The organism is Colwellia sp. SU-HH01172 (genome assembly GCF_057553355.1).
Genome location: NZ_BAAJMB010000007.1, coordinates 185,955 through 207,409, shown reverse-complemented (window position 1 = coordinate 207,409; position 21,455 = coordinate 185,955). Strand labels below are relative to the sequence as shown.

17 protein-coding genes and 3 riboswitches are annotated in these 21,455 nt (G+C 40.4%); of the genes, 4 read left to right on the top strand and 13 right to left on the bottom strand.

The genetic code is table 11. The features are described 5' to 3' along the window. Positions 1-26 precede the first annotated feature (26 nt). Positions 27-1,130, top strand: coding sequence for a phosphotransferase enzyme family protein (locus AC27JP_RS17225; protein WP_487117163.1), 1,104 nt, complete (start codon positions 27-29; stop codon positions 1,128-1,130). 38 nt (positions 1,131-1,168) lie between these two features. Here AC27JP_RS17225 and AC27JP_RS17220 read toward each other — a convergent pair whose 3' ends face one another. The 7 genes from AC27JP_RS17220 to AC27JP_RS17190 form a co-directional block, all read right to left on the bottom strand. Then, a complete protein-coding gene (locus AC27JP_RS17220) occupies positions 1,169-2,155 on the bottom strand; it encodes an HNH endonuclease (protein ID WP_487117162.1) in 987 nt (328 codons plus the stop codon). 226 nt (positions 2,156-2,381) lie between these two features. After that, complete coding sequence (gene cobO / locus AC27JP_RS17215) at positions 2,382-3,011, bottom strand: cob(I)yrinic acid a,c-diamide adenosyltransferase (protein ID WP_487117161.1); 630 nt, start codon at positions 3,009-3,011, stop codon at positions 2,382-2,384. 2 nt (positions 3,012-3,013) lie between these two features. After that, on the bottom strand, positions 3,014-3,343 hold the full coding sequence (locus tag AC27JP_RS17210) for a DUF2149 domain-containing protein (RefSeq protein ID WP_487117160.1): 330 nt from the start codon (positions 3,341-3,343) through the stop codon (positions 3,014-3,016). Positions 3,344-3,352: 9 nt separating this feature from the next. After that, positions 3,353-3,880, bottom strand: coding sequence for a MotA/TolQ/ExbB proton channel family protein (locus tag AC27JP_RS17205; RefSeq protein ID WP_487117159.1), 528 nt, complete (start codon positions 3,878-3,880; stop codon positions 3,353-3,355). Position 3,881: 1 nt separating this feature from the next. Next, positions 3,882-8,456, bottom strand: a complete 4,575-nt coding sequence (locus AC27JP_RS17200) for a cobaltochelatase subunit CobN (RefSeq protein WP_487117158.1) — start codon at positions 8,454-8,456, stop codon at positions 3,882-3,884. 105 nt (positions 8,457-8,561) lie between these two features. Then, positions 8,562-10,004, bottom strand: a complete 1,443-nt coding sequence (locus tag AC27JP_RS17195) for a cobyrinic acid a,c-diamide synthase CobB (protein ID WP_487117157.1) — start codon at positions 10,002-10,004, stop codon at positions 8,562-8,564. A 5-nt stretch (positions 10,005-10,009) separates the two neighbouring features. Then, the gene (locus AC27JP_RS17190; protein WP_487117156.1) at positions 10,010-10,615 is read right to left on the bottom strand and encodes a hypothetical protein; all 606 of its coding nucleotides are present in this window, start codon (positions 10,613-10,615) and stop codon (positions 10,010-10,012) included. A 172-nt stretch (positions 10,616-10,787) separates the two neighbouring features. Beyond that, positions 10,788-10,973, bottom strand: a riboswitch (cobalamin riboswitch). Between the two features lie 203 nt (positions 10,974-11,176). On the opposite strand from AC27JP_RS17190, the gene AC27JP_RS17185 reads away from it, so the two are divergent. The 3 genes from AC27JP_RS17185 (at position 11,177) to cobD (ending at position 13,968) form a co-directional block, all read left to right on the top strand. Next, entirely contained in the window at positions 11,177-11,755 is a 579-nt protein-coding gene (locus AC27JP_RS17185; protein WP_487117155.1) for a histidine phosphatase family protein, read from the top strand. Between the two features lie 72 nt (positions 11,756-11,827). Further along, complete coding sequence (locus tag AC27JP_RS17180) at positions 11,828-12,877, top strand: cobalamin biosynthesis protein CobD/CbiB (protein WP_487117154.1); 1,050 nt, start codon at positions 11,828-11,830, stop codon at positions 12,875-12,877. 47 nt (positions 12,878-12,924) lie between these two features. Then, on the top strand, positions 12,925-13,968 hold the full coding sequence (gene cobD, locus AC27JP_RS17175) for a threonine-phosphate decarboxylase CobD (RefSeq protein ID WP_487117153.1): 1,044 nt from the start codon (positions 12,925-12,927) through the stop codon (positions 13,966-13,968). Between the two features lie 94 nt (positions 13,969-14,062). Here cobD and AC27JP_RS17170 read toward each other — a convergent pair whose 3' ends face one another. The 6 genes from AC27JP_RS17170 to AC27JP_RS17145 form a co-directional block, all read right to left on the bottom strand. After that, entirely contained in the window at positions 14,063-15,934 is a 1,872-nt protein-coding gene (locus AC27JP_RS17170; RefSeq protein ID WP_487117152.1) for a TonB-dependent receptor domain-containing protein, read from the bottom strand. 51 nt (positions 15,935-15,985) lie between these two features. Then, positions 15,986-16,139, bottom strand: a riboswitch (cobalamin riboswitch). Positions 16,140-16,222: 83 nt separating this feature from the next. Then, positions 16,223-17,731 (bottom strand): cobyric acid synthase, encoded by a 1,509-nt coding sequence (locus tag AC27JP_RS17165; RefSeq protein WP_487117151.1) that lies wholly within the window; start codon positions 17,729-17,731, stop codon positions 16,223-16,225. After that, positions 17,728-18,336 carry a bifunctional adenosylcobinamide kinase/adenosylcobinamide-phosphate guanylyltransferase gene (gene cobU, locus AC27JP_RS17160; protein WP_487117150.1) on the bottom strand — a complete coding sequence of 203 codons (609 nt, stop codon included), beginning with the start codon at positions 18,334-18,336 and terminating at the stop codon, positions 17,728-17,730. Before cobU ends, AC27JP_RS17165 begins: the two co-directional genes overlap by 4 nt. Beyond that, complete coding sequence (locus AC27JP_RS17155) at positions 18,336-19,157, bottom strand: adenosylcobinamide-GDP ribazoletransferase (protein WP_487117149.1); 822 nt, start codon at positions 19,155-19,157, stop codon at positions 18,336-18,338. Before AC27JP_RS17155 ends, cobU begins: the two co-directional genes overlap by 1 nt. Beyond that, complete coding sequence (gene cobT / locus AC27JP_RS17150; RefSeq protein ID WP_487117148.1) at positions 19,147-20,214, bottom strand: nicotinate-nucleotide--dimethylbenzimidazole phosphoribosyltransferase; 1,068 nt, start codon at positions 20,212-20,214, stop codon at positions 19,147-19,149. Before cobT ends, AC27JP_RS17155 begins: the two co-directional genes overlap by 11 nt. A gap of 160 nt (positions 20,215-20,374) precedes the next feature. Further along, positions 20,375-20,570: riboswitch (cobalamin riboswitch) on the bottom strand. Positions 20,571-20,734: 164 nt separating this feature from the next. Beyond that, positions 20,735-21,373, bottom strand: a complete 639-nt coding sequence (locus tag AC27JP_RS17145; protein ID WP_487117147.1) for a histidine phosphatase family protein — start codon at positions 21,371-21,373, stop codon at positions 20,735-20,737. Between the last annotated feature and the right edge of the window lie 82 nt (positions 21,374-21,455).

Here is a 21,455-nt window from a genome sequence, read left to right as displayed (position 1 = left end):
CGTCGTTCAGAGTATTCGCGTTAAGTATGATCCCAAGCCAAGAAAAAACAGCATTATCATTCGTTATCGAAGAGTTTGGTTATACGCCAAAAGATTGCCATGTAACACCATTGGGAAACGGATTAATCAACACTACTTACCTCGTAAAAACTAATAACGAGAGTTTTGTTTTACAGCACTTAAATAAACACGTTTTTAAGTCGCCAGAACAAGTGACTAATAACGCGGATTATATTAGCCAGCACCTAAAAGCAAAGCGTGATAAAAACCAATACGCACTGCAACCTATTTGGCAACATCAAACAAAAAACAAGCAAAACCATGTCAACATTAATGGTGAATATTGGCGTAGCCTGCATTGCATTGAAAACTGTTACACCATAGAAACCATCGAAAACAATGAACAAGCAAAGTTAGTAGCCAATGCCTTTGCACAATTTACCTCGGCATTGACCGACTTCGACAGCAAGCTGCTGGTTGATATTATCCCTAACTTTCATAATTTATCGGCGCGATTAAATCAGTTTAAAAAAGCCATAAAACAAGCCAGTGTAGAACGTCAGCAGCAAGCAACATCAATCATCGGCTATATTCATTCTCAAGAAAAATTTTGTGAAGAAGTAAACGATCTCAATAACGTTTTACCGTTACGCGTCACCCATAACGACACCAAAATAAATAACCTGTTATTTAGTTACGACAGTCACAAACCGAAAGCGGTGATCGACTTAGATACCTGCATGGCGGGCTATTTAATGCATGATTTTGGCGATATGATACGCAGCTGCTGTTCAACTATTCCTGAAGACAGTGCTGAAATAGCGAACATGTCGATAAACTTTAATACGCTAACGGCACTGACTGAAGCTTACCTTGACGGTTTTTCAGAAACCTTATCTGAAATTGAACAGCACAGTTTAATTACTGGCGTGAAGTTAATGCCATTTATGCTTAGCATTCGCTTTTTAACTGACTTTTTAAATGGCGATCAGTATTTTAAAACTCAGTACCCTGAGCACAACCTAGTGCGAGCAAAAAACCAAATGCAGCTTTATAAGCTGTTTTGCCAACACCAAGCACAGTTGACTGAGATTATTCTGGGCAAACCCGCACTTAATGCTATTGCTTAGGTTGAATAGAAGTAATTAAAAAGTGTGGTTACCGCAAGCTAAGCCTTTTTGCCAAAATAAAGATCTCTTTTGAATCGAGCCTTATCTTCAAAATCTTTTAGTCCACTATAAGGAATTTCTATACGCTCCGATCCTCGATACTCGACTCTATGCGTTTTAAATGACATATCCATATGAGGTCCTGATGTTACTAGAAGTATCCCTTCACTCAAGCGGTAACTATGAGAAAGCTCTTCTCTAACTTTATCAAAGATGTAATTCGCTGCTCTATTTAGCTCCAAAGTTAAGTCTTCTACCAAATAGCAGTGATATTCCCAGTCTACAAAAAGAGCATCATAACGCTCTTTGTCAAATGGGCCTGAATAATTTTTATAAAATTTCTCAGTTAAATATTGATCATCACCCCACTCGATAGCGTGTTGATCAAATTTGTTTAAAAAATCCTGTAATACTTTCCTAAAATTTTCAAAGGCAAGTTCAATAGACTCATACCTTTTGGGCCACACTCTGTTTAGTAACCAGAGTCTTAAAACCTCTAGCTTGTCTTTTTGATGTTTCCAAATTGACGGTTGGCCATTTGATAATAAATAGCTGGTCCATGCATTCCAGTTTTTAGCATCTATCAAAGACTCAAATTTCTCAATGTACGTAGCGTACACTTCATCATCTCTCTGTTTGCTAGCATCAAATATTTTAAGTTGATGCTTAACCCAATCTTCATGCTCTGCCTTGATATCTATCAGCCAATCTACTGTATATTCACTTGGCTGATCATCTATAACTTTATGATGAATATTACACAGCAAAAGTAGATTGCCGTATTTATCTCTTTGCTCAGATGTTAAATCTGACTTGCCTCTAGGGCCGTCAACACTTCGTGCAACTATATGACAAGCCTCGCCTACCAATGACTCATCATCAGTTTCCGTTGCATCCATCACCAACTCTATCTTGCAACCAGTAAAAGCACAGCGACTAGCAGCTCTACCCCATAACATCTTTTGAGTTTTTAAACTTATTGCCACGATCAATCCTTAAAGGTTTAACAGATCAGTACATTAATCTTTCAGTAATTATCCTCTACTAAATTTTAACAAAAATAACTCAACATCTTTTATTTTCAAAGACTTATTGTGTTATTTTTTGTTATATCCATGAGGGATAATGCATATTACTTACAAGTTTCAGTAATATGCATGGCTGGCTCATTAGAAAAGTCAGATAAGCACTAGATAGCTTGTCTAATTTGCTTTACCAATCCAAACCTTTTTGTGCTTTTACACCCGCTTTAAAGGCATGTTTAACTGGTTGAACTTCTGAAACTGTATCGGCTAATTCAATCAATCGACGGTGACAAGCACGCCCTGTTATCAACACATGCTGCATTTTAGGGCGATTATTCAACGCTTCGATTATTTCATCAAGTTCAATGTAGCCATACTTAACCATGTAGGTCATTTCATCGAGTAGCACAATATCAAGGGATTCATCGCTGAGCATTTCTTTACTCTTTTCCCATGCCACTTTTGCTGCGGCTTTGTCGGTTTCGGTGCTTTGGGTTTCCCACGTAAAACCTGTACCCATAACATGATGTTGAACAGGAAATTGTTTGAGAATTTTCATTTCGCCACATTCCCATTTCGTGCCTTTAATAAACTGCACTACACCCGCTTTTTGGCCGTGACCAACCGCTCGTAATACCGTGCCAAAACCTGAGGTACTTTTGCCTTTGCCATTACCGGTGATAACAACGAAAACGCCACGTTCTTCAGTGGCTTGAGCAACGCGTTCATCAACACTTGCTTTAATTTTCTTTTGGCGTTCAATATGTTTTTGTTCTTTACTTGCTGCTTTATCTTGGTTATTCATCTGCTTGCTCATATTTATTCGTTACTAATTAAGATCAGTTTACCGGTTTCTGGGTCGCGATAAACCTGCCCCATGGCTTGGTAACCTTCTTCGCTCTGTAATTTATTCTGTAATGTTTCTGGCGGCGAAGCCAATTCTTTGCCAACCGAATCAACAGGCTGGATCATGGTTTTATTATCCACAGTATTCATTTGAAAGTGCTGTTCTAAATCTGGGCTTACCGCCACTAAAGCCGCGATTAAACCACAAGCAAACACTAGCATAATATCAATTAAATTTGCCAAAGGCCCTAATGGTTCTTGCTCTTGGCTGTCGAATTGGCTACTTCTCCATGCATCACTCATCGGTTTTCCTTACGCGGTTTTTGCTGAAGTATTAACTGACGTATCAACATCAACAACCGGCGTTAGTTTAGCGGTATCGGTAACAGGTTCCGTTATTTCCAATCGCTCTAATTCTCCAATCGCATTGTCGTACCAACGTCTGCGCATTCGTCCGAGTACAAAACCGATAACGCCTGAAAATAAGCCAATAATGGTAGTGTCAAATGCCACTGTCATCGCGGTTGTCAAAACACTAATATCACCAGAGCCAAGTGCAGAAAGGCCGGGGCCTAAAGGTATAAGCGTGCCCATTAAACCTAACATAGGCGCAATGCGGGTAATAAAATCAGCTCTTTCAATACGTTTCTTCCCTTGAGTGATCAGTGCCTGCTTTTGTTTTGCTGCCAGTAAAGCCGGTATAACAGAGAATCTTTCTCCTAAGGCCAAACCTAACTCATAAATCGCTAAGCCAGTAAAAAACAGCAAGCCCCACACTACAGGTTGAAGCAACCAAGAAGTAATTAAATGCATAATATCTAATGAAAAACTATATAACATACTAACTTTCCTCTACGTTATCAGACAGTTTAGGTAACTGACGTTGCGCGCGCATATAACCCAGTAACATGAGTAATAACACCACAGCAATCAAGCCCAGTATTAAATGTTTTTGGTCTAATAGCGGTGCTTGTTCATTCACTTGATTAGTGTCACTTTCTTCAGCAATGGGCTGAGTATTATTAGGCGCAACCTCACTAGGCTTTTGCTGCTGAGTTGCTGCGGTTATTTCGTGAATATGTTGCACGCCTGAGCCTTGTTCACCGCTTGGTGTGTGATTTGCCGCAGCAAGTACCTGAGCAAGTTGACTTTGTAACTGTGCAAATAACATAGGTTTAATAAACTGATAAATGGGGTGATTGGCATGGGTATGGCCACTGCCCGGAATGCCATGTTCAACAATATTTTGTGCAAACTTTTCGGCAAGTTCAGATTGGGTTTCTGGCTCTACTTGCCAAAAGCCTTTTTCAATTGCCACTAACATTATGGCTAATATATTGCTTTGTACTTGAACATTATGTTTTTCTTGCAAGAATTCATCTAAACCAAGTTCTAAGCTGTCATCAATATAGATGGCTTTTAAATCTTGCCAAACCCAAGACTTAATAATTTCTGGGCTTGTTGCTTGCCAACCCCACAGGTTTTCAATGAACTCACTGCCCATGGTTCTTGCGCCCGCATAGCCTTGCTTCATTAGCGGTTGGATCCACTGTCGATTTAAGAAACGTCCACGCAGTTCTGACAATAACGCGGTTTGCAGAGGGTCTATCGACAACTGTTGATTGTTAGCATGCGATATCACAAAGCTATTAGGCTGCTGACCGGCAATGGTTTCAATTGCTAAATTAAGCCCACCTAAGTAGTCATAAGCATCATTATTATCAATCAAGCCATACAGGTTACTCGCGCGCCCTAAGTAGGTGTTATTTACGTTAGCGAGTTGTTGGCGGAATAAGCTTTGTACATTGCTGCCCATGGCTGTATTTTCATTTGGCACACCATAAGCATGGCTCATACGTTTGATATACGCTTCGCCTAATTGCTTACGTTCTTGCCATGCGCCAGAGCGCTCAGCCAAACGATTGATACCCGCGCCATATGCACCAGGCGCAGTACCGAAAATTCGATAACTGGCCTGACGGCCTAGCATTTCAGGGCTTATTTGGCTATTTGCTCGCAGCAGTGCTTGCGCTTCGCGCAGCCAATTACTAGCAACCATATTAGTTTCTATGCTTTCGTCGAAGTTATGTTTTTGCTGTGCCAGCATGTGCTCAACCGGTGTTAGTGCCGCATGTAAGGCACTGATTAACGCTGGGTGGTCACGCTCAATCACCTTTTTACTTGCCGCTAATGCCAATAACACTGAGCGGTCTAACCACGCCAATTGTTGAGCATATAAATCTCGAAACAAGCCTGAGGTGGTAAAAACAATATCTCTTCGTTCCTTGTGTGTTTTATCAAGTTCGATAAGTTTCAGCGATTTTAAAATGCCCCGTCGATTCCACACCGGCTGCACGCCAAGCATATCCATACCAAAGGCGATCATGGCACCTTCATCACGCACCGCATCAGAAGCCCATAAAATAACCGCTTCTTTGTGGTTTTTATCAACAATCGGGTTTTCTGCTCGCGCTTTCGTAGCTAATTGCTGGCCAGTAGTAAAACCTAGCTGAGATGGGATCAAGCTACCGTCAAGTGCATAGAAATTGCGTCCGGTCGGTAAAGCATCTGGAGTTCTGATTGGATCATTGCCTTTACCCGGCGCAACAAAACCACCATTTAAGGCATTTAAAAATGCCGACATTTCACTTTTTGGTGATTTAATCAGGTTCTGTTGAATTTCATCGCGCTTATTGTCGTCAATGTCTAATTCGCCTTTTTCAATCGAAACCATCATGGTATCAATGGCTTCTTGTTGCCAGTCTTTACCATAAACGTGCAAACCTAATGGCATAAAATCTTCTTGTAGCTTAGTGAGATAATGCCCAACTTCATGCAATAAAAAGGCATCATCAACCTCACCAAAACCAATACCACGAACTTGCAGTTCTTCATCCATACTGGCAACCAGTTCATCAGTTAAATTCAGCACTTCAATTTTATGACGTAAGGCTTTAATCGCTTTTTTCTTAGTATCGTCATTCGAAGCCGCTTCAGCACTTTCAATAAGTTGACGTAACTGCAATAAACCATCATACAATTCAGTGGTGGCCAAAGGTGGTGTTAAATGATCTAACATCACCGAAATACCACGGCGCTTAGCTTGAATACCTTCACCGACACCATCAACAATGTAGGGGTAAATACTTGGAATACTTTCAATAATCAGCGATGGATAATCACTCGCTGATAAGCCAACCGCACGTTTAGGTAAAAATTCATAAGTGGAATGTCGGCCTAAATGCACTATGGCATTAGCTTTAAAAACATCACGTAAATAATAATAAAAAGCCAAGTATTGATGTGGCGGCGGAAAGGTCATATTGGCGTGTAATAATTCTTCATTTAGCTCCCAGCCTCTTGGTGGCTGAGGCCCTAAGAAAACATTACCAAACTGAACACCGGGCAACAGAATTTCATTATTCCACACCATTGTTTTGCCAGGCACATTGCCCCAACCTCGAATACCTTCAATTTGCATCGCAATTAAGGCATTTTTAAGTTCGTTCGCGCTTTGCCATTGCTTGGCTGGAATATCATTATTTGCCTGTTTTAAGGCAATTAAATGGCGATATTGCTCGGTTAACTGTTCAAGTAAATCTAACGCCCGTGTTCGGCCTTGGTGTCGAATACCATCAAGGGCATGATGTAAGTCGACAGAAGTACTTTCAACATTAGCTAATAGCGCCTGTAAAACCTTATTACGCTCAACCGTTGACAGCTGCGCTAATTCCGTTTGACCTTGGGCAAAAAGGTAAGTGTTAACCTGAGCATGCAAATGGCCTAATGGCCCTTCAATCATTTCCGCTTTAACAACCTCGGGTAGCGTATCAAAATAGCTTTGGTAGTCGCTTACCGACATTTTATTGATCAGCGGTGACATTTTATTAAGCGCGCCAGCATCTTGCGGCAAGTTCACCGCTTTCAACTGTAATAAATCGAGCAATTCTTCAGCTGAGTTAGGCAAGTCAACTTCAGGGCCCAAGTCATAACCTTCCATTTTTAATTGCTGTAATATTTGCCAAAGCGATTGCTGAACATCGAGATTGTCTGCACCGATATTATGGCGACCCGGAGGATGATTATAATAAACAATGGCGACTTTTTTCTTGGCGTTTTCAGTGGTGCGCAGCGCTAACCAAGCACTTACGCGTGCCTTTAGGCGTTCAACTTCATTAGTTAACACTTCACTAATCGATAAGCTTGCACCGGTTAATGAATCTAACTTAGCTGCTGAGGCTAATGCTAGAACATGTGGCTGAGAAACGCCCTGCAATTCAGGCATCGCCACCCGATAATGTACGCTATCGCTTGGTAAACCCGTTGGTGAAAGTTGATATTCCAATGCGCTCAGTTCAGTCACCCGAATACCTTTAAATACCGGCACGTTCAATTGCTGAAATTTCTGCGACACTGACCCCCGCCCTTCACCACCGCCAATGACAAAATCTTGTAAAGCGATAATGGCTAATGGCTGGGTAACTTTTAGATTACGTATTATTTCAATTGCTTGTTCACTGGGTTTTCCCCAACCTGCAAGTACAGAAACACATTGCCATTGGCGCTGACACAATTGCTGATGTAATTGCCATTGCCCCGGTTGGTCGCCAGTATCATGATCAACAATAAACACCAAAGGCTGACTAGCATTGTCCTCTACCTTTTGTTTTAACTCGCTAGTACTAACTAATTCTTGTTGCCAATAAAAACGTATCGGTTGCAGTGGCAATATTTTCGGCGCTGCGTTTAAAGCAATCGTGTTAGGGTTTACTTGCGTGATTTTTTCCAGCCAAGCGAATAAATTGCCTAAATTTTCTTTGCCCCTATTTTGCCAATAAGCACGCGCTTGCAACCAATAAGCAAATGCTGGCCATTGCTGCTGTTTTACGCTGAGTGCAGACAAATAATCATTTTTATCTAACGCTGCCATTAAGCTTTGTAATTGCGGTTTTGATAAATCAGTAACTTTTCCGCCTTTACGGTCTTGATGTAAAACCATTAAACGTCGGTCGGTATTTAACATTAGCCGTGTTTGTTGCTCGGGGTAAGTTAACGCTAACAAACGCTCAACTGACTCGCCAAATACACCCGCAATAACTAACGCCTGATGTTGATTAATGAGCTGCTGTATTTCCTGATTAGTCATAATATTTAGCTGGCTTACGCTGCGAATATTAATCGTGCTTGATGTTGATGTTTTATTAGCACTTTGTGTCGCTAAAAACTGATGAGCACCGGCAACCATACTGGCGGCTGAACGATCAGATACCAGCGCCAGCATTTTCATTTCACTGGCTTGTAAGCTGGCAGCACTTACAAAGGTTATTAGCCAAAAGGCCATTAAAAAAATTATATTTACCTGACCTTTTTTAGGAAAAGGCTTTGTCGTGTGTTTGCTAACAATGGCGCTTGTCATGAGAACTCTCAAAAAACTAAATAAACGTTGCTCATTAAAAAACTGACAAAAAAATACTGACTAAAATGTCTTCATTTAATGATCGAAAGGTACATTTTCAATCGATTAGAAGCATCGATTTTTATTAAAAATGCGTAAAGTTAAACTGGGATTACTCGGAAAATACCAATGCATGTACGACGCAAGTATATTGTTATGCTGATAAATAAATTCGCCTGCTCGTTCACTCGGGTGGTGCGTTGTTTGGCAAATAGGCTCAAGAGCAATTTCCGCGTAAGAATAATGAAAACTATGGCCACGCATAATGTTGTTAGACGTCGCAACGTTATTGTCTTCAGGGCTAATTTCATGGTCAGCGCTATTTTTATTAAGCGAGGATAAATCAACCCATTGTGAGCCAATTGCGGCGAGCTTTTTCTGCATTGCCGCTTTGCCCGGAATAAGGCCAAGCATTGCCATTTGTTGCCCTGACATATCCGTTAGCTGCTCAAGTAAATACAACATACCGCCACATTCGGCAATTATTGGTTTATTGCTAGCAGCAAAGTCTTTCACGTCACTTAGAAAAGTCGCATTATTCATTAACTTTTCTGCGTACAGCTCTGGATAACCGCCTGGAATATATAAGATATCCCCTTCAGGTAAATGAGCGTCATTCAATGCTGAACAATAGGTTATTTCCGCGCCAGCTTGTTCTAAAAAGGCAATATTGGCGGCATAAATAAAACTAAAGGCGTTATCGCGCACTATAGTGACTCGAGTTCCCACCAAAGCTCGATGGATAAAGTCTGCTTGGCTGTCATTCTCAACCGCAAAAAACTCTATTTGTTTAGGTAACTCAGTTAAACCCGTTTTAGCGATATGACTCGCCGCTTGGTCTAATTGGCTATCAATATCTGCTAGCTCTTGTGCCTGCACTAAACCCAAATGACGCTCCGGCAAAGTGACACCGTCATCTTTTGGTAAGCGCCCGTAGAAACGAAATTCTTCTGGCAGGCTGTTACTCAATAACTCAGCGTGGCGATCGGTATTCACTCGATTAGCAATTACGCCAGAGAACGGCAAACCTTCACGAAACTTAGCAAGGCCAAAGGTCACGGCAGCGAATGTTTGCGCCATAGCTTTTGCATCAATAACGCCAAGTACCGGAATATTAAAGTATTGAGCTAAGTCAGCACTACTGGGCGTGCCGTCAAATAAGCCCATCACACCTTCAATAAGAATAAGATCAGACTCCATTGCTGCACGATGCAGTAACTCTTGGCAGCCCTTTTCACCCACTAACCATAAATCTAACTGATAAACCAATTCACCACTGGCTTGGCGCAAAATCATAGGATCAATAAAGTCAGGACCAACTTTAAACACCGTCACTTTACGACCTTGGTTGCGATGATATCGAGCAAGCGCGGCAGTTACTGTGGTTTTTCCTGAGCCTGAATGCGGCGCTGCCACAATTAAGGCGGAACACTTAGTACCGCTGCCGGTTTCATGTTCAGGCTTGTTCTGAAAAGCGGCTGCAGCTTTTGCTGTTTCTGACTGACTCATTGCCATTACACCTTATCTTGTGACGATTTGGCTAGGCCTTTATCAGTTAAGAAACGGCTAATAGTGAAATCAATCACTATCGCAGAAATCACATAAAATACTGGATTAGAAATAGAGCGGAAATAGTATTTATCAACACGCGTTGCATATTCAGCCCATGATAATTCTGGAAATTTTCCTGACAAAGCATAGTAACTGCCATTGGAAATGAAAAAAGCAATTGAGCTAGCTACAAACAAGCCTAAAGCAACTTTAATAATATTGTTTTGCCAGGCACTTTGCTGCCAATCAGGTTTAGTATAAAAGCCAGCAGCAAACATAACCCCGTAACTTAATACTAATGCTGGGTAAGAAGTGGTAATACAATCGCCGAATTGTCCACGAAAATACGATGAGGCAAGATCAATCACTAAAGTTAAGGTATAGAAAAACCAAAACGCTTTCATATTGCGTAAATACATACCGGCTAAGAAAAATATTGCGATTGAAGCGCTAGGTAAGTGGTTTAAGCTGGCAAAATGATGGGTGCGAGTTGCCAACATCAGCAAAGTTAAGACTGCAAATATTGCAAAAAGTAAGCTAATTGGCGTTTTTTGGTTGACTGATTTCATAACATTCCCGTATGCGAAATAAATTTTCACGGTGTTAGAAATCAAAGTTGGTAAACGGTATCGCGGTGTAATAACTAGTCAAATGACTAAATAACGCGATTAACACATCAAGCAGGCGTAAAAAGGTAGCTTGGGCCGTAAACTGTTCTCTGAATGACCGCCCACCGCAGTTGTCGAGTATTTGCTTTAGGCCGGTCTCCGGACTCCTGTTCATCGCATTTGCAACACCTTCCCATATTTGTCAATACAGTGGTTTTGTTGCTGCTCACAGTTACCGTTGCGGGGGCAGTACTGGTTTCTCACCAGTTTCACGTTTCACCTTTAATTAGCTATTTCCACGTAAAATAAAAATAGATAAATCAAAGACACCTAAATCAGCGCCGATAATACGTGATGAGTGAGTTTTATTCAATGAAAAGCAAATTATTAGCACTAAAGAACTAACCGCAAAGCGTCAGCCCTGATATTTACATTGAACCAAAGAATTGATTTGGTTATTCTGCGCTTCACTTAAACGCCCGTTTTGCTCAGAGCTTAGCGCAACCAAAATAAGAACCATTAATGACGACTCGCTTTTTTTTAGCTCGACACGGACAAACACTGTGGAACCAAACACAGAGATTTCAAGGCCAACTCGACAGCGAATTAACCGAACAAGGCAAAACTCAAGCGGCTAATATCGCCTTATCGTTACAAAACGAAAATATCGACCGTATTATTTCTTCATCATTAGGACGCGCGGTTAAAACCGCTACTATCTGCCAAAATTGTTTAAATGTTCCTGTTGAAACTCACACCGGCTTGGCTGAACGCAACTTAGGAAAATGGCAAGGACAAAACGTAGCAACCTTTAGCCAAGATGAGAATTATCATGAGTTATTGCATCAGTTTACCCAGCTCAAACCTGCAGATGGCGAAAGCGCTGTTGACTGTGGCTCTCGGGTATACCAAGCATTAGAAAACCTTGCCGAAAAATACTCAAATAAGAACTTACTGGTGATATTTCATGGTGAAGCCTTACGTTGTTTTTTAGCTAAGTTAGGCGTTAACTCTAACAATAACGCTTATGAGCTATTCGACAATGGCTGCTTGTTTACTTTAAGCTATCAGCAGCAATGCTTTCAACTCGACAGCGAATAGGTTGCAATATAAGTGATGAGAAATAGCTCTTTAATTTCCTTCGTCAGTAAATATTAGCTTTTGGCATCAACGATGGATAGTCATTTAATTAGCGAAGTTATTGAAAAAATACTGATATTAGCACCTGAATTTTCACTTGCTATTACCCTATCGCTTGCACTTATTCTCGATAAACTACTTGGTGAAGCAAAACGTTTTCATTACTTAGTGGCTTTTGGTTACTTAGCAACAAAATTAGCAGCATTACTTAATATAAGCCAGCAAAATCCAAACGCTTCAACACAAGTTAATGCAAATCAAAACATCTTAAAAACAAAAGCTCTTGGCACAATAGCTTGGTGTTTGTTGGTGTTGCCGTTGCCGATATTATTTGTTTATTTTTTGCAGGATTTAGTTTGGTATTGGCAAGTATTTATTGACGCTATAGTGCTTTATTTAGCACTGGGGTTAGCCAGCTTAAAAGAACACGCAATGCAAATTTATCGACCGCTTAAATCAGGCGATTTAAAATCTGCACGGCATTTTACCGGCTACATTGTTAGCAGAGAAACTTCACAGCTTAACGAACAAGAAATGTCTCGAGCAACGGTTGAGTCTATGCTTGAAAATGGTCACGACGCCGTTATAGCATCGCTGGTTTACTATATTATTGGTGGAGCGCCTTTAGTCATTTTACATCGACTCGCTAATACGTTAGATGCAATGTGGGGCTATAAAAACGCGCGCTTTATCAATTTCGGCTATGCAAGTGCTCGATTGGACGATTTACTAGGATTCATTTCAGGAAAGTGCTGTACGCTTTTATATGCAATACAAGGACTGAAGCAAAGGCATTTCATTCAAGCAATCACTAATGCCTATCGACAAGGTAACCAATATAAAAGCCATAATGGTGGTTGGGTAATGGCCGCTGGTGCAACCGTAATGAACAGACAACTCGGCGGCAGTGCTCTTTATCATGGTAAAAAGGTTCACTCTGTCACTTTAGGTGAAGGCTGCGATGCCTCAGGTAATAAGGTTAGCAGTGAAGATATTCCAGCTAGTTTAAAGCTCGTCAGCCGAGCCAGTTTACTGCTACTCATTGCGGTATTCGTTTTTCAATTATTCATTTACTTGCAATAATCTTCAATAACTCTAGAAAACAAATTCAGTGCAGCAATAGGAAGAAAATGGCGTTAATTCATGGTGGACAGCTTCAACAAGTTGCAGAGCAATATAAAATTTCTGTGGCAGACTGGCTCGACTTATCAACTGGCATTGCCCCGATAAGTTACCCGATCCCTGATATTCCCTTGCGTGCTTGGCAACAACTACCACAACTAAGCCCAAAGTTAATCGCAACGGCAAAACAATATTATCAATGTTCAGAGCTTGTTATCACCAATGGCAGTCAGTCAATTATTAAAACTCTGCCTGAATTATATCGCCAGCAAAATATGGCAAGCCAAGATGTGTATTTGCCGGAACGTGGCTATAAAGAACATGCTCAAGCATGGAAAATGGCGGGTTTCACACTACATTTTTATCAAGAAACCTTGCCGGAAATAACAGAATTAAAGCCGAACAGTGTCGTTGTGATCATCAACCCGAATAATCCAACCGGGCAGTTTTTTCCTCGCGATATCATTAAACAATATCATCAACGATTAAAACAGCTTAATGGCTTATTGGTTGTCGATGAAGCCTTTATTGATGTGATGCCTAAAGAACAATCTTATTGCCCGCAAACCAGCGATGCACATTGCTTAGTGCTACGTTCATTTGGCAAATTTTTTGGTTTAGCTGGTATTCGTATTGGCTTTTTGGTGGCTGATAATTATTGGTGCCAAAAATTTAATGACTTGCTGGGGCCATGGCAAGTGAATGGTCCTGCGCAAATTATCGCAGAAAAAGCCCTAGCTGATCATACCTGGCATAACCAGCAACGCGACAAATTACATACCTTACGTGAACAACAAGAAGCGTTATTGTGGCAGGTATTTACCTCAAAATTAGTCAGTAATATTCACGGCTGTGATTTATTTCTCACCTTGAGCTTTCATCAAACAGATAATGCAAAAAAACTCTATCATTTGCTGTGTAAGCAAGGTGTTTATTGTCGACTTTCTGATGAACAAGACACTCTAAGGTTTGGTATTGCTCTAGAGCCTGAAATGGCCAGACTTAAAGCAACATGTATCAATGCGCTGACACAGTTAAGCTCACACAGTTAAGTTAACCCAATTCAGCTAAGTAGTATTCTAAAGTAACTCGAAAAAAATAAAGGCACCGAATTTGGTGCCTTTTTAACGAGTAAAAAATTATCAACTAGTTTTGGTAAGTGATACCAAAATAAGCAACACGTTCTTGAGTAAAGTAAGCACTTGAAGTTTGGTAATTTTCATTAAATGCGTTATTCACTTTTGCTTGAATTTTTACATTATCCGAAACAGGGTAGCTAACGCCTAAGTTCACCAATGAATAGCTATCAAGCTTCACAACTGCGCCGCCAAAAAGGTAGTCATAACGCTTACCTTTATATTGAACTTCAGCGTATAAGTCCGCGTTACCAAGTGATGTATCAAATTGATAGCTAACGTGCTCTTTTGCACGACGACCTAATTGCTTACCTGTTGATGCATCTTCAGCTTCAATATAACTAACATTAAACTGATGTACGCCACCAAAGCCTTGATAATTTGCACCAATTTCAGCACCTTTAATTTCTACATCGTCAACATTTATAGGAGTTACATTATTATCTGCATCAGTACCACTCCAATCAATTAAGTCTTCAATATCTGTTTGGTAAAGGTTAAAGGCAACTGATAATGCATTGAATTGACTTTTAACACTAAACTCATAACTTGCTGAAGTTTCAGACACGAGATCTTTGTTGCCAATATAACCCCAATTTAATGGGTAATATAAGTCGTTGAAAGTAGGAGCTTTAAAACCAGTTCCTGCAGAAAAACTTACTTGTGTGCTTTCTGTTACTTGGTAACCAACGCTGGTGTTGAAAGTAGTTTCAGAGTCAATACCTTCAACATCATCATAACGTGCAGCTAATTCATAAGATAACTTGCCTTCACTATACATTGCATGAGCAAAGACGCCGGTAGTATCACGTTCTTTTTCGTCGTACTCATTACTACCTTTAAGCTCTTCTTGAATTAAATCTGCACCCAAGTTCAATAACCATTGCGAAGAAAACTCACTACTATTTAATAGGGAATACTGGTTACGACGAGTATCATATTGCGTACCTTCACTTTTACTCGTGCCATTGCCATGAGCTATGTTAGAAGTGCGACTTTGACTAACACTAAATTGTGTGATGTTATTAATATTATTAACTTGCCAATTATAGTTAGCACCTAATTGCCAAACATGGTTATTAATTTCACTTTCATTGGCGCCAAACGAGCTATCATACTCAGTATCGCCTTGATCTAATTGCGCCAACCAATTTAAGCTTAATGCCTTGTTGATTTGTTGCTGACCATTAATAGCAAATGAATCAAAACTATAACCATCGTCATCAGTTTCTGAATCATCTTTAGCGTCAAAGCCATCACTTTCTTCATGCTCAACACTTAGACTAGTAAAACCATCACCATGCTCAATACCTATACCACCATTAAGCATACTGTAGCCTTCGCTACCAACATTGGCGCTAACAAAATGCTCACCGCTATTTAGTTTACGCGTAAAGATTTGGATAACACCACCAATAGCATCAGAACCCCATAATGCCGCACGAGGCCCCTTAACAATTTCAATACGCTCAATAAGTTCTGGGGCAATATTTTGCACATTGGTAGAACCTAAACTTGCAGAGCTAATGCGAACACCATTTAGTAAAACAAGGGTATGACCAGAATTAGCACCACGCATATAAACTGATGAGCTTTGACCTCGACCACCAGATGTTGAAATATCAAGACCAGCAACAGTTGATAACATATCTAATACTGATTTAGGCTGAATACGGTCGATATCAGCACGAGTAATCACAACTTGGCTCGCTAGTGAGTCTTCAATATTCATTGGAGTACGTGATGCTGTAACTGAAATAATTTCCATGTCGTCAGCAGTTTCATCAGCGTTCGCTGAAGCGATAAAAGATGTCGACATAGCACCGGCAATTGCCAATGATAAAAATGATTTTTTGAAAAAGTTATTTTGCTTAATGTTCATATGACCTCATTAACGATGCCCACCGCACCATATTTATTACTGCATAAACGCAGTGTGAATTAAGTAAATTCAAGTGCTCGGACTTATATAACGAAGATTTACTTACGTTATAATTACCGTTGCGGGGGCAGTGAAGGTTTCTCACCTTCTTCCCTCGAACTTACTATGTTAAACAGTAACTAAGATATTTAGTTACTGTCGCTTATTTAAATTTTTTTCATTGCTAAATCGAATACTTCGACTCGCTAGTTTTATTGCTGTTAGCAACAACAACTTCAAAATGAAGACTTAACCATTATCGCTTGGCGTATCGACACCTTGTGCAATAATGCTTTGAATTTTTTCCATATCTAAATGCTGCTGACAGATATCAGCCAAGCGCTCTAACTGCACTTCTCTATGCTGATTAATATCGATAACGGGTTGTACTAAATCATTAATACCTAACCAATTCAGCACCGCTTGTGTTGGTTCAGGGCAGTCGAAAAAACCATGTAAATATGTGGCGATAATTTGCTTATCATCAGAAATACAGCCGTCAGGTGTATATTGCTTTTTGCCTAAACCATCACTTTCAATATGTAGTAGTGGTTTAGATAACGCTGGCCCTGTTGAAACACCACAGTGAATTTCATAACCTGTTAACTGACAAGTTTCACCATTTAAACTCATACTCGCACTTACCTGCGTTAAGGTTTTTTCTCGCGTTAAGGTGGTGTTGAAATTCAATAAGCCTAAGCCTGATACTTGTTCAACATGTGATTCAATATGCTCAGGGTCAAATATTTGTTTACCCAACATTTGGTAGCCACCACAAATCCCCATGACCTTGCCGCCATAACGAAGATGTTGTTCAATTTCTTGCTGCCAACCTTGTTGCTTTAAAAAAGTTAAATCAGAAGTGACATTTTTACTGCCTGGAATAATAATTAAATCAGCGCCCTGTAACGACTGACCAATGCGAATGTATTGCAAGTCAATATTGGGCTGTAAACGTAATGGGTCAAAATCGGTATGGTTGCTCATATGTGGCAGCAAAGGTACAAAAATTTTAACCTTAGCTTGTGTGACTTTATTATCTAGCGCGACGGCATCTTCGGCATCTAACGCTAAGTCATGTAAATAAGGCAACACGCCTAATACAGGTTTCCCTGTGCGCTGTTCAAGCCAATCTAAGCCAGATTCTAATAACTTTATATCACCACGAAAACGGTTGATGATAAAACCTTTAACTCTTGCTTGTTCTGATTCCGACAATAATTCAAGCGTCCCCACCAAATGGGCAAATACGCCACCACGGTCAATATCTGCCACCAATAAAACCGGGCAATCTACTTTTTCGGCATAGCCCATGTTGGCAATATCATGAGCACGCAAGTTAATTTCTGCGGGGCTACCTGCTCCTTCAACTAACAGCACATCATGATCATTTGCCAAGCGCTGATGTGACTCAACCACCGCTTGCATCGCGAATTTTTTATAGTCGTGGTATTTACCCGCTTCCATGTTCGATAACGCTTTACCGTGCACAATTACTTGCGCGCCGGTATCACTGTTAGGTTTTAGCAAAATAGGGTTAAAATCAACGCGCGCTTCTACTTTTGCTGCAATCGCTTGTAATGCTTGTGCTCGGCCAATTTCACCGCCGTCTTTCGTTACTGCACTATTTAATGCCATATTTTGTGGTTTAAATGGCGCAACATTCACACCAGCATTAACTAATACTCGACATAGCCCGGCAACTAAGGTACTTTTTCCGGCGTCTGACGTTGTGCCTTGCACCATCAATGTTTTCACGATTTATCCTTGGTAGCGACAGGCGCTTTTAGTGATAAAGGCAAACCTGCCATCACAAATTCAACATTATCAGCAACTTTGGCAATGGCCTGATGTAACCAACCGGCTTGATCAACAAACTGGCGTGAAAGTTCACCCATCGGCACTATGCCGTGACCGACTTCGTTACTAACTAAGATAATTTCAACTCGCTGTTTTTTATTACTAGAGCGCAGTTTTATGCTTTCTAATTGTGCTAAAAATTGCTGTTTTTCTTGTTGCCAATAATCAAGATTACATTCTGAGGTATGACCCGCTTCAACATTGGGCTTACATAAACTATTACTGAGCCACAGTGTTAAACAATCAACCAATATACAGATATCTTGCTGACTATTTTCAATAACTGATGCTATGGTTTTGCCTAGCAATAATGGCGACTCTACTAGTTGCCAATGTTCAGGACGCTCAGCTTGATGTTGCGCAATGCGTTGCTGCATTTCACTATCAAAGGCTTGTGCGGTTGCGATATAAGTTACTGGTAGGTTTGATGACTTAGCATAACTTTCAGCCAATGAACTTTTACCAGAACGAGCGCCGCCTAAAATAAGCTGTATCTTATTCATTAACTCGCCCCTGTTAGCGACAATAAAGCAATATAAACAACGACTTCTGAAAGCTGCTGCGCTGCGCCTAAACAATCTCCGGTGTAGCCGCCTAGTTGTTTAGTGAACCAGAGTTTTAAACACCAGCGAGTAATGAGCAAAATAGCCACTAATTGCCAAGCCACGCTAAATGATAAAGTAAAGGTAATAACCACAGCGCTTGTTGCCAGCAAAATTAAATAACTATTGCTTGATAACACTTGTGCTAAGGGCTTAACTTTTGATGTCGCATCTTCGCTGACATAAGGCATATCAGCAATTAAACTGGTTGCTACAACACGGCTTAAACAATGCCCAAGCAATAGAACCGATAATATATTCAGTGCTTCTACAGATAAAAGCTCGTTGTTATTAACGTTGCCAACAAGAGCGGCTAAAGCTTGATACTTAACCATTAAAATGAAAAATAATGCCGCTGCACCGTAAGTGCCTAAACGGCTATCTTTCATGATATTAAGCTTGTTTTCGACCGTCCAACCGCCGCCGAAGCCATCCCAAACATCAGCCCAACCGTCTTCATGAAAAGCGCCGGTGAGCAATACACTGCAAAACATTGAAATTAAAAGTGCGATCTCGACAGGTAATAACATTGCACTAAGATAAAAAGCTACGGCTGAACAACCACCAATTAACACGCCAACTAAAGCAAAGTATCGACTGGCATTATTGAGCATTTCATCGTCAACATCAGCCTTGATGTTAACCGGAATACGGGTGAAAAAACTCAATGCTAATAACATCAAGTTATACTCTCTATTTACCACGCTAGTTTTAGGTAACATCAATTACCTCAGCATCGGCAAAGCTCGCCATGTCATTATAAAATCCAACAGCAGCTTGAATAATCGGTAATGCTAGCGCCGCACCCGTGCCCTCACCTAAACGTAATCCTAAGTTTAATAACGGTTTAACCGCTAACCATTGCAATATTTTTTGATGACCTTGCTCACCCGAACAATGGGCAAATACCATATAGTCTTTAACACTGGCATTGAGTTCAATCGCTAACATGGCAGCCGCCGTACAAATAAAGCCATCAACAATAATCAACATTTTGCTTTCTGCTGCCGCTAACATAGCGGCAGTCATTTGTACTACTTCAAAGCCACCTAAACAGCGTAAAATAGCTTTCGCATCCGTTAAATTTCCAGCATGTAAAGCTAATGCTTGTTCTATGACTTGTTGTTTCTTTTTAACTACCTCATCTGAAACACCAGTACCACGACCAACAACTTCGCTCGCTGGCACTTTCATTAACGCTGCCATAATGGCGGATGCAATCGTGGTATTGCCAATGCCCATTTCGCCAAAAGCGACAACGTTGCAGCCCGTTTGGCTAATATTGACTATATGCTGTTTAGCAAATTCAAAACCTTGTTCGACTTGCGCTTCAGTCATCGCCACTTGTTGGTTTATTGGTTTTGTGATGCTGCCTAAGCGCTGATTAATCACAGGCAGCGAAGCGGCCGGTGCATGTAAAATGCCGCAATCAACAACACTGAGTTGCCAACCAAATTGGCGACAAAATACATTTATAGCGGCACCACCGTTAGCAAAATTAGCCACCATTTGGCTAGTAACATCACTTGGCGCGATAGAGACATCTTGACTTGCAACACCATGATCACCAGCGAAAACCGTTAAATGGGGCGTGTTAATAGATAACTTTTGTTGTTCGAACTGTAGTGGGGTTAACTGATAGTTTGCAATTTGAATTTGTGCAATTTGTTTTGCGAGCAGTTCAAGATCACCCAAAGCCCCCAAGGGTTTAGTTTTACCATCGATTTTTGCTTGAATTTTTTCTGAGTTTTCACTGCTAAGCGCTTTAATATCAAACATTGCATCACCTAAGTAAAACCGAACAAATTGCTTAACAACTGCGCGGTATATTTTGATTAACGTCGAATATTATAAGAGCATGCCTGAATTGACTAATGACCTAACATTAGTAAACAACCGACAATATAACCTATGCTCGAGTAACCCGCTCGACGGTCTAATTAATGTCAATGATTATTCTGGTATCCTGACTTACAGCATCTCAATATATCCCTTCCCAAGTTATTTTTGCGCAAAACTTAGTGGTTAATATATCGCTCTGTTTACAGTTGCGGGCACAGTTGTGGACTTTCACCACATTCCCAGTTTCATTCAATTTACCACGCATTCAAGGTAATAAAAAAATGAAAATTAATATGACATTATTAAATTTATGGCGCGATTATCGACAGCTAGGGGAAAATAGCAAGGTTTATTTTTATCTCAGTTATGTCAGAAAAACATAAAAATGTTTTAAATCAGTTTATTGCCTAAAACGTGGCTATTGCCTTCATACTAAAGGACTAGCATATCAAACTAGCTAAAGCATTAATTTAGGCCAAGCTTTGCCCGTGCTATCAATAAAAACTTGCAGACGAATTAACCCACCATATGGCACGTCAAGTTGGGTCATATGCGCAGTTCCCGGCAAAGGCAAACCTAAAACTTTAGCCAATATATAGCGAATAACGCCGCCATGGCTCAGCACTAAAATATTTTCTGACTTTGTTACTTGGCTTAGTTCGGTAATTTGCTGCAATATTTGTTGCCAGAAATCATCAACCCTAGTGGTAAAATCTATCATGGTTTCACCATTAGGTGGAGAGCACTGCCAAGGGTTTTGCCAAAATGCACCTAATGTCGGCGTTTCCTCATTTAATAGCTTGCGTTCTTGCCACAAGCTTTCATAATCTTGCCCGTCCCAATCACCGAAATTCATTTCTTTTAACTGTGCTAAAACTTGCAATGAAAGCTGATTTTTTCGACAGAACTGCTCAGCAAAAGCTTGGCAGCGAACCAGTGGCGAGCTATAACAATGAGAAATTATCGGTAATTTGCCAACAGCATCGTTAAGCTGTTGCTTACCGCATTCAGAAAGGGCTATATCAGTATGTCCACAAAGAATTCCGCTTTGCACAAGCTCTCCATGACGTAGCAAATAAATATTAAATTCTGACAAGCTAATTTTCCACTGCGGCTAAATACGTTTTTAACAGTGTAACAAATAAGCCGTTAACGAAAATTAAATTAATAAAATTCTT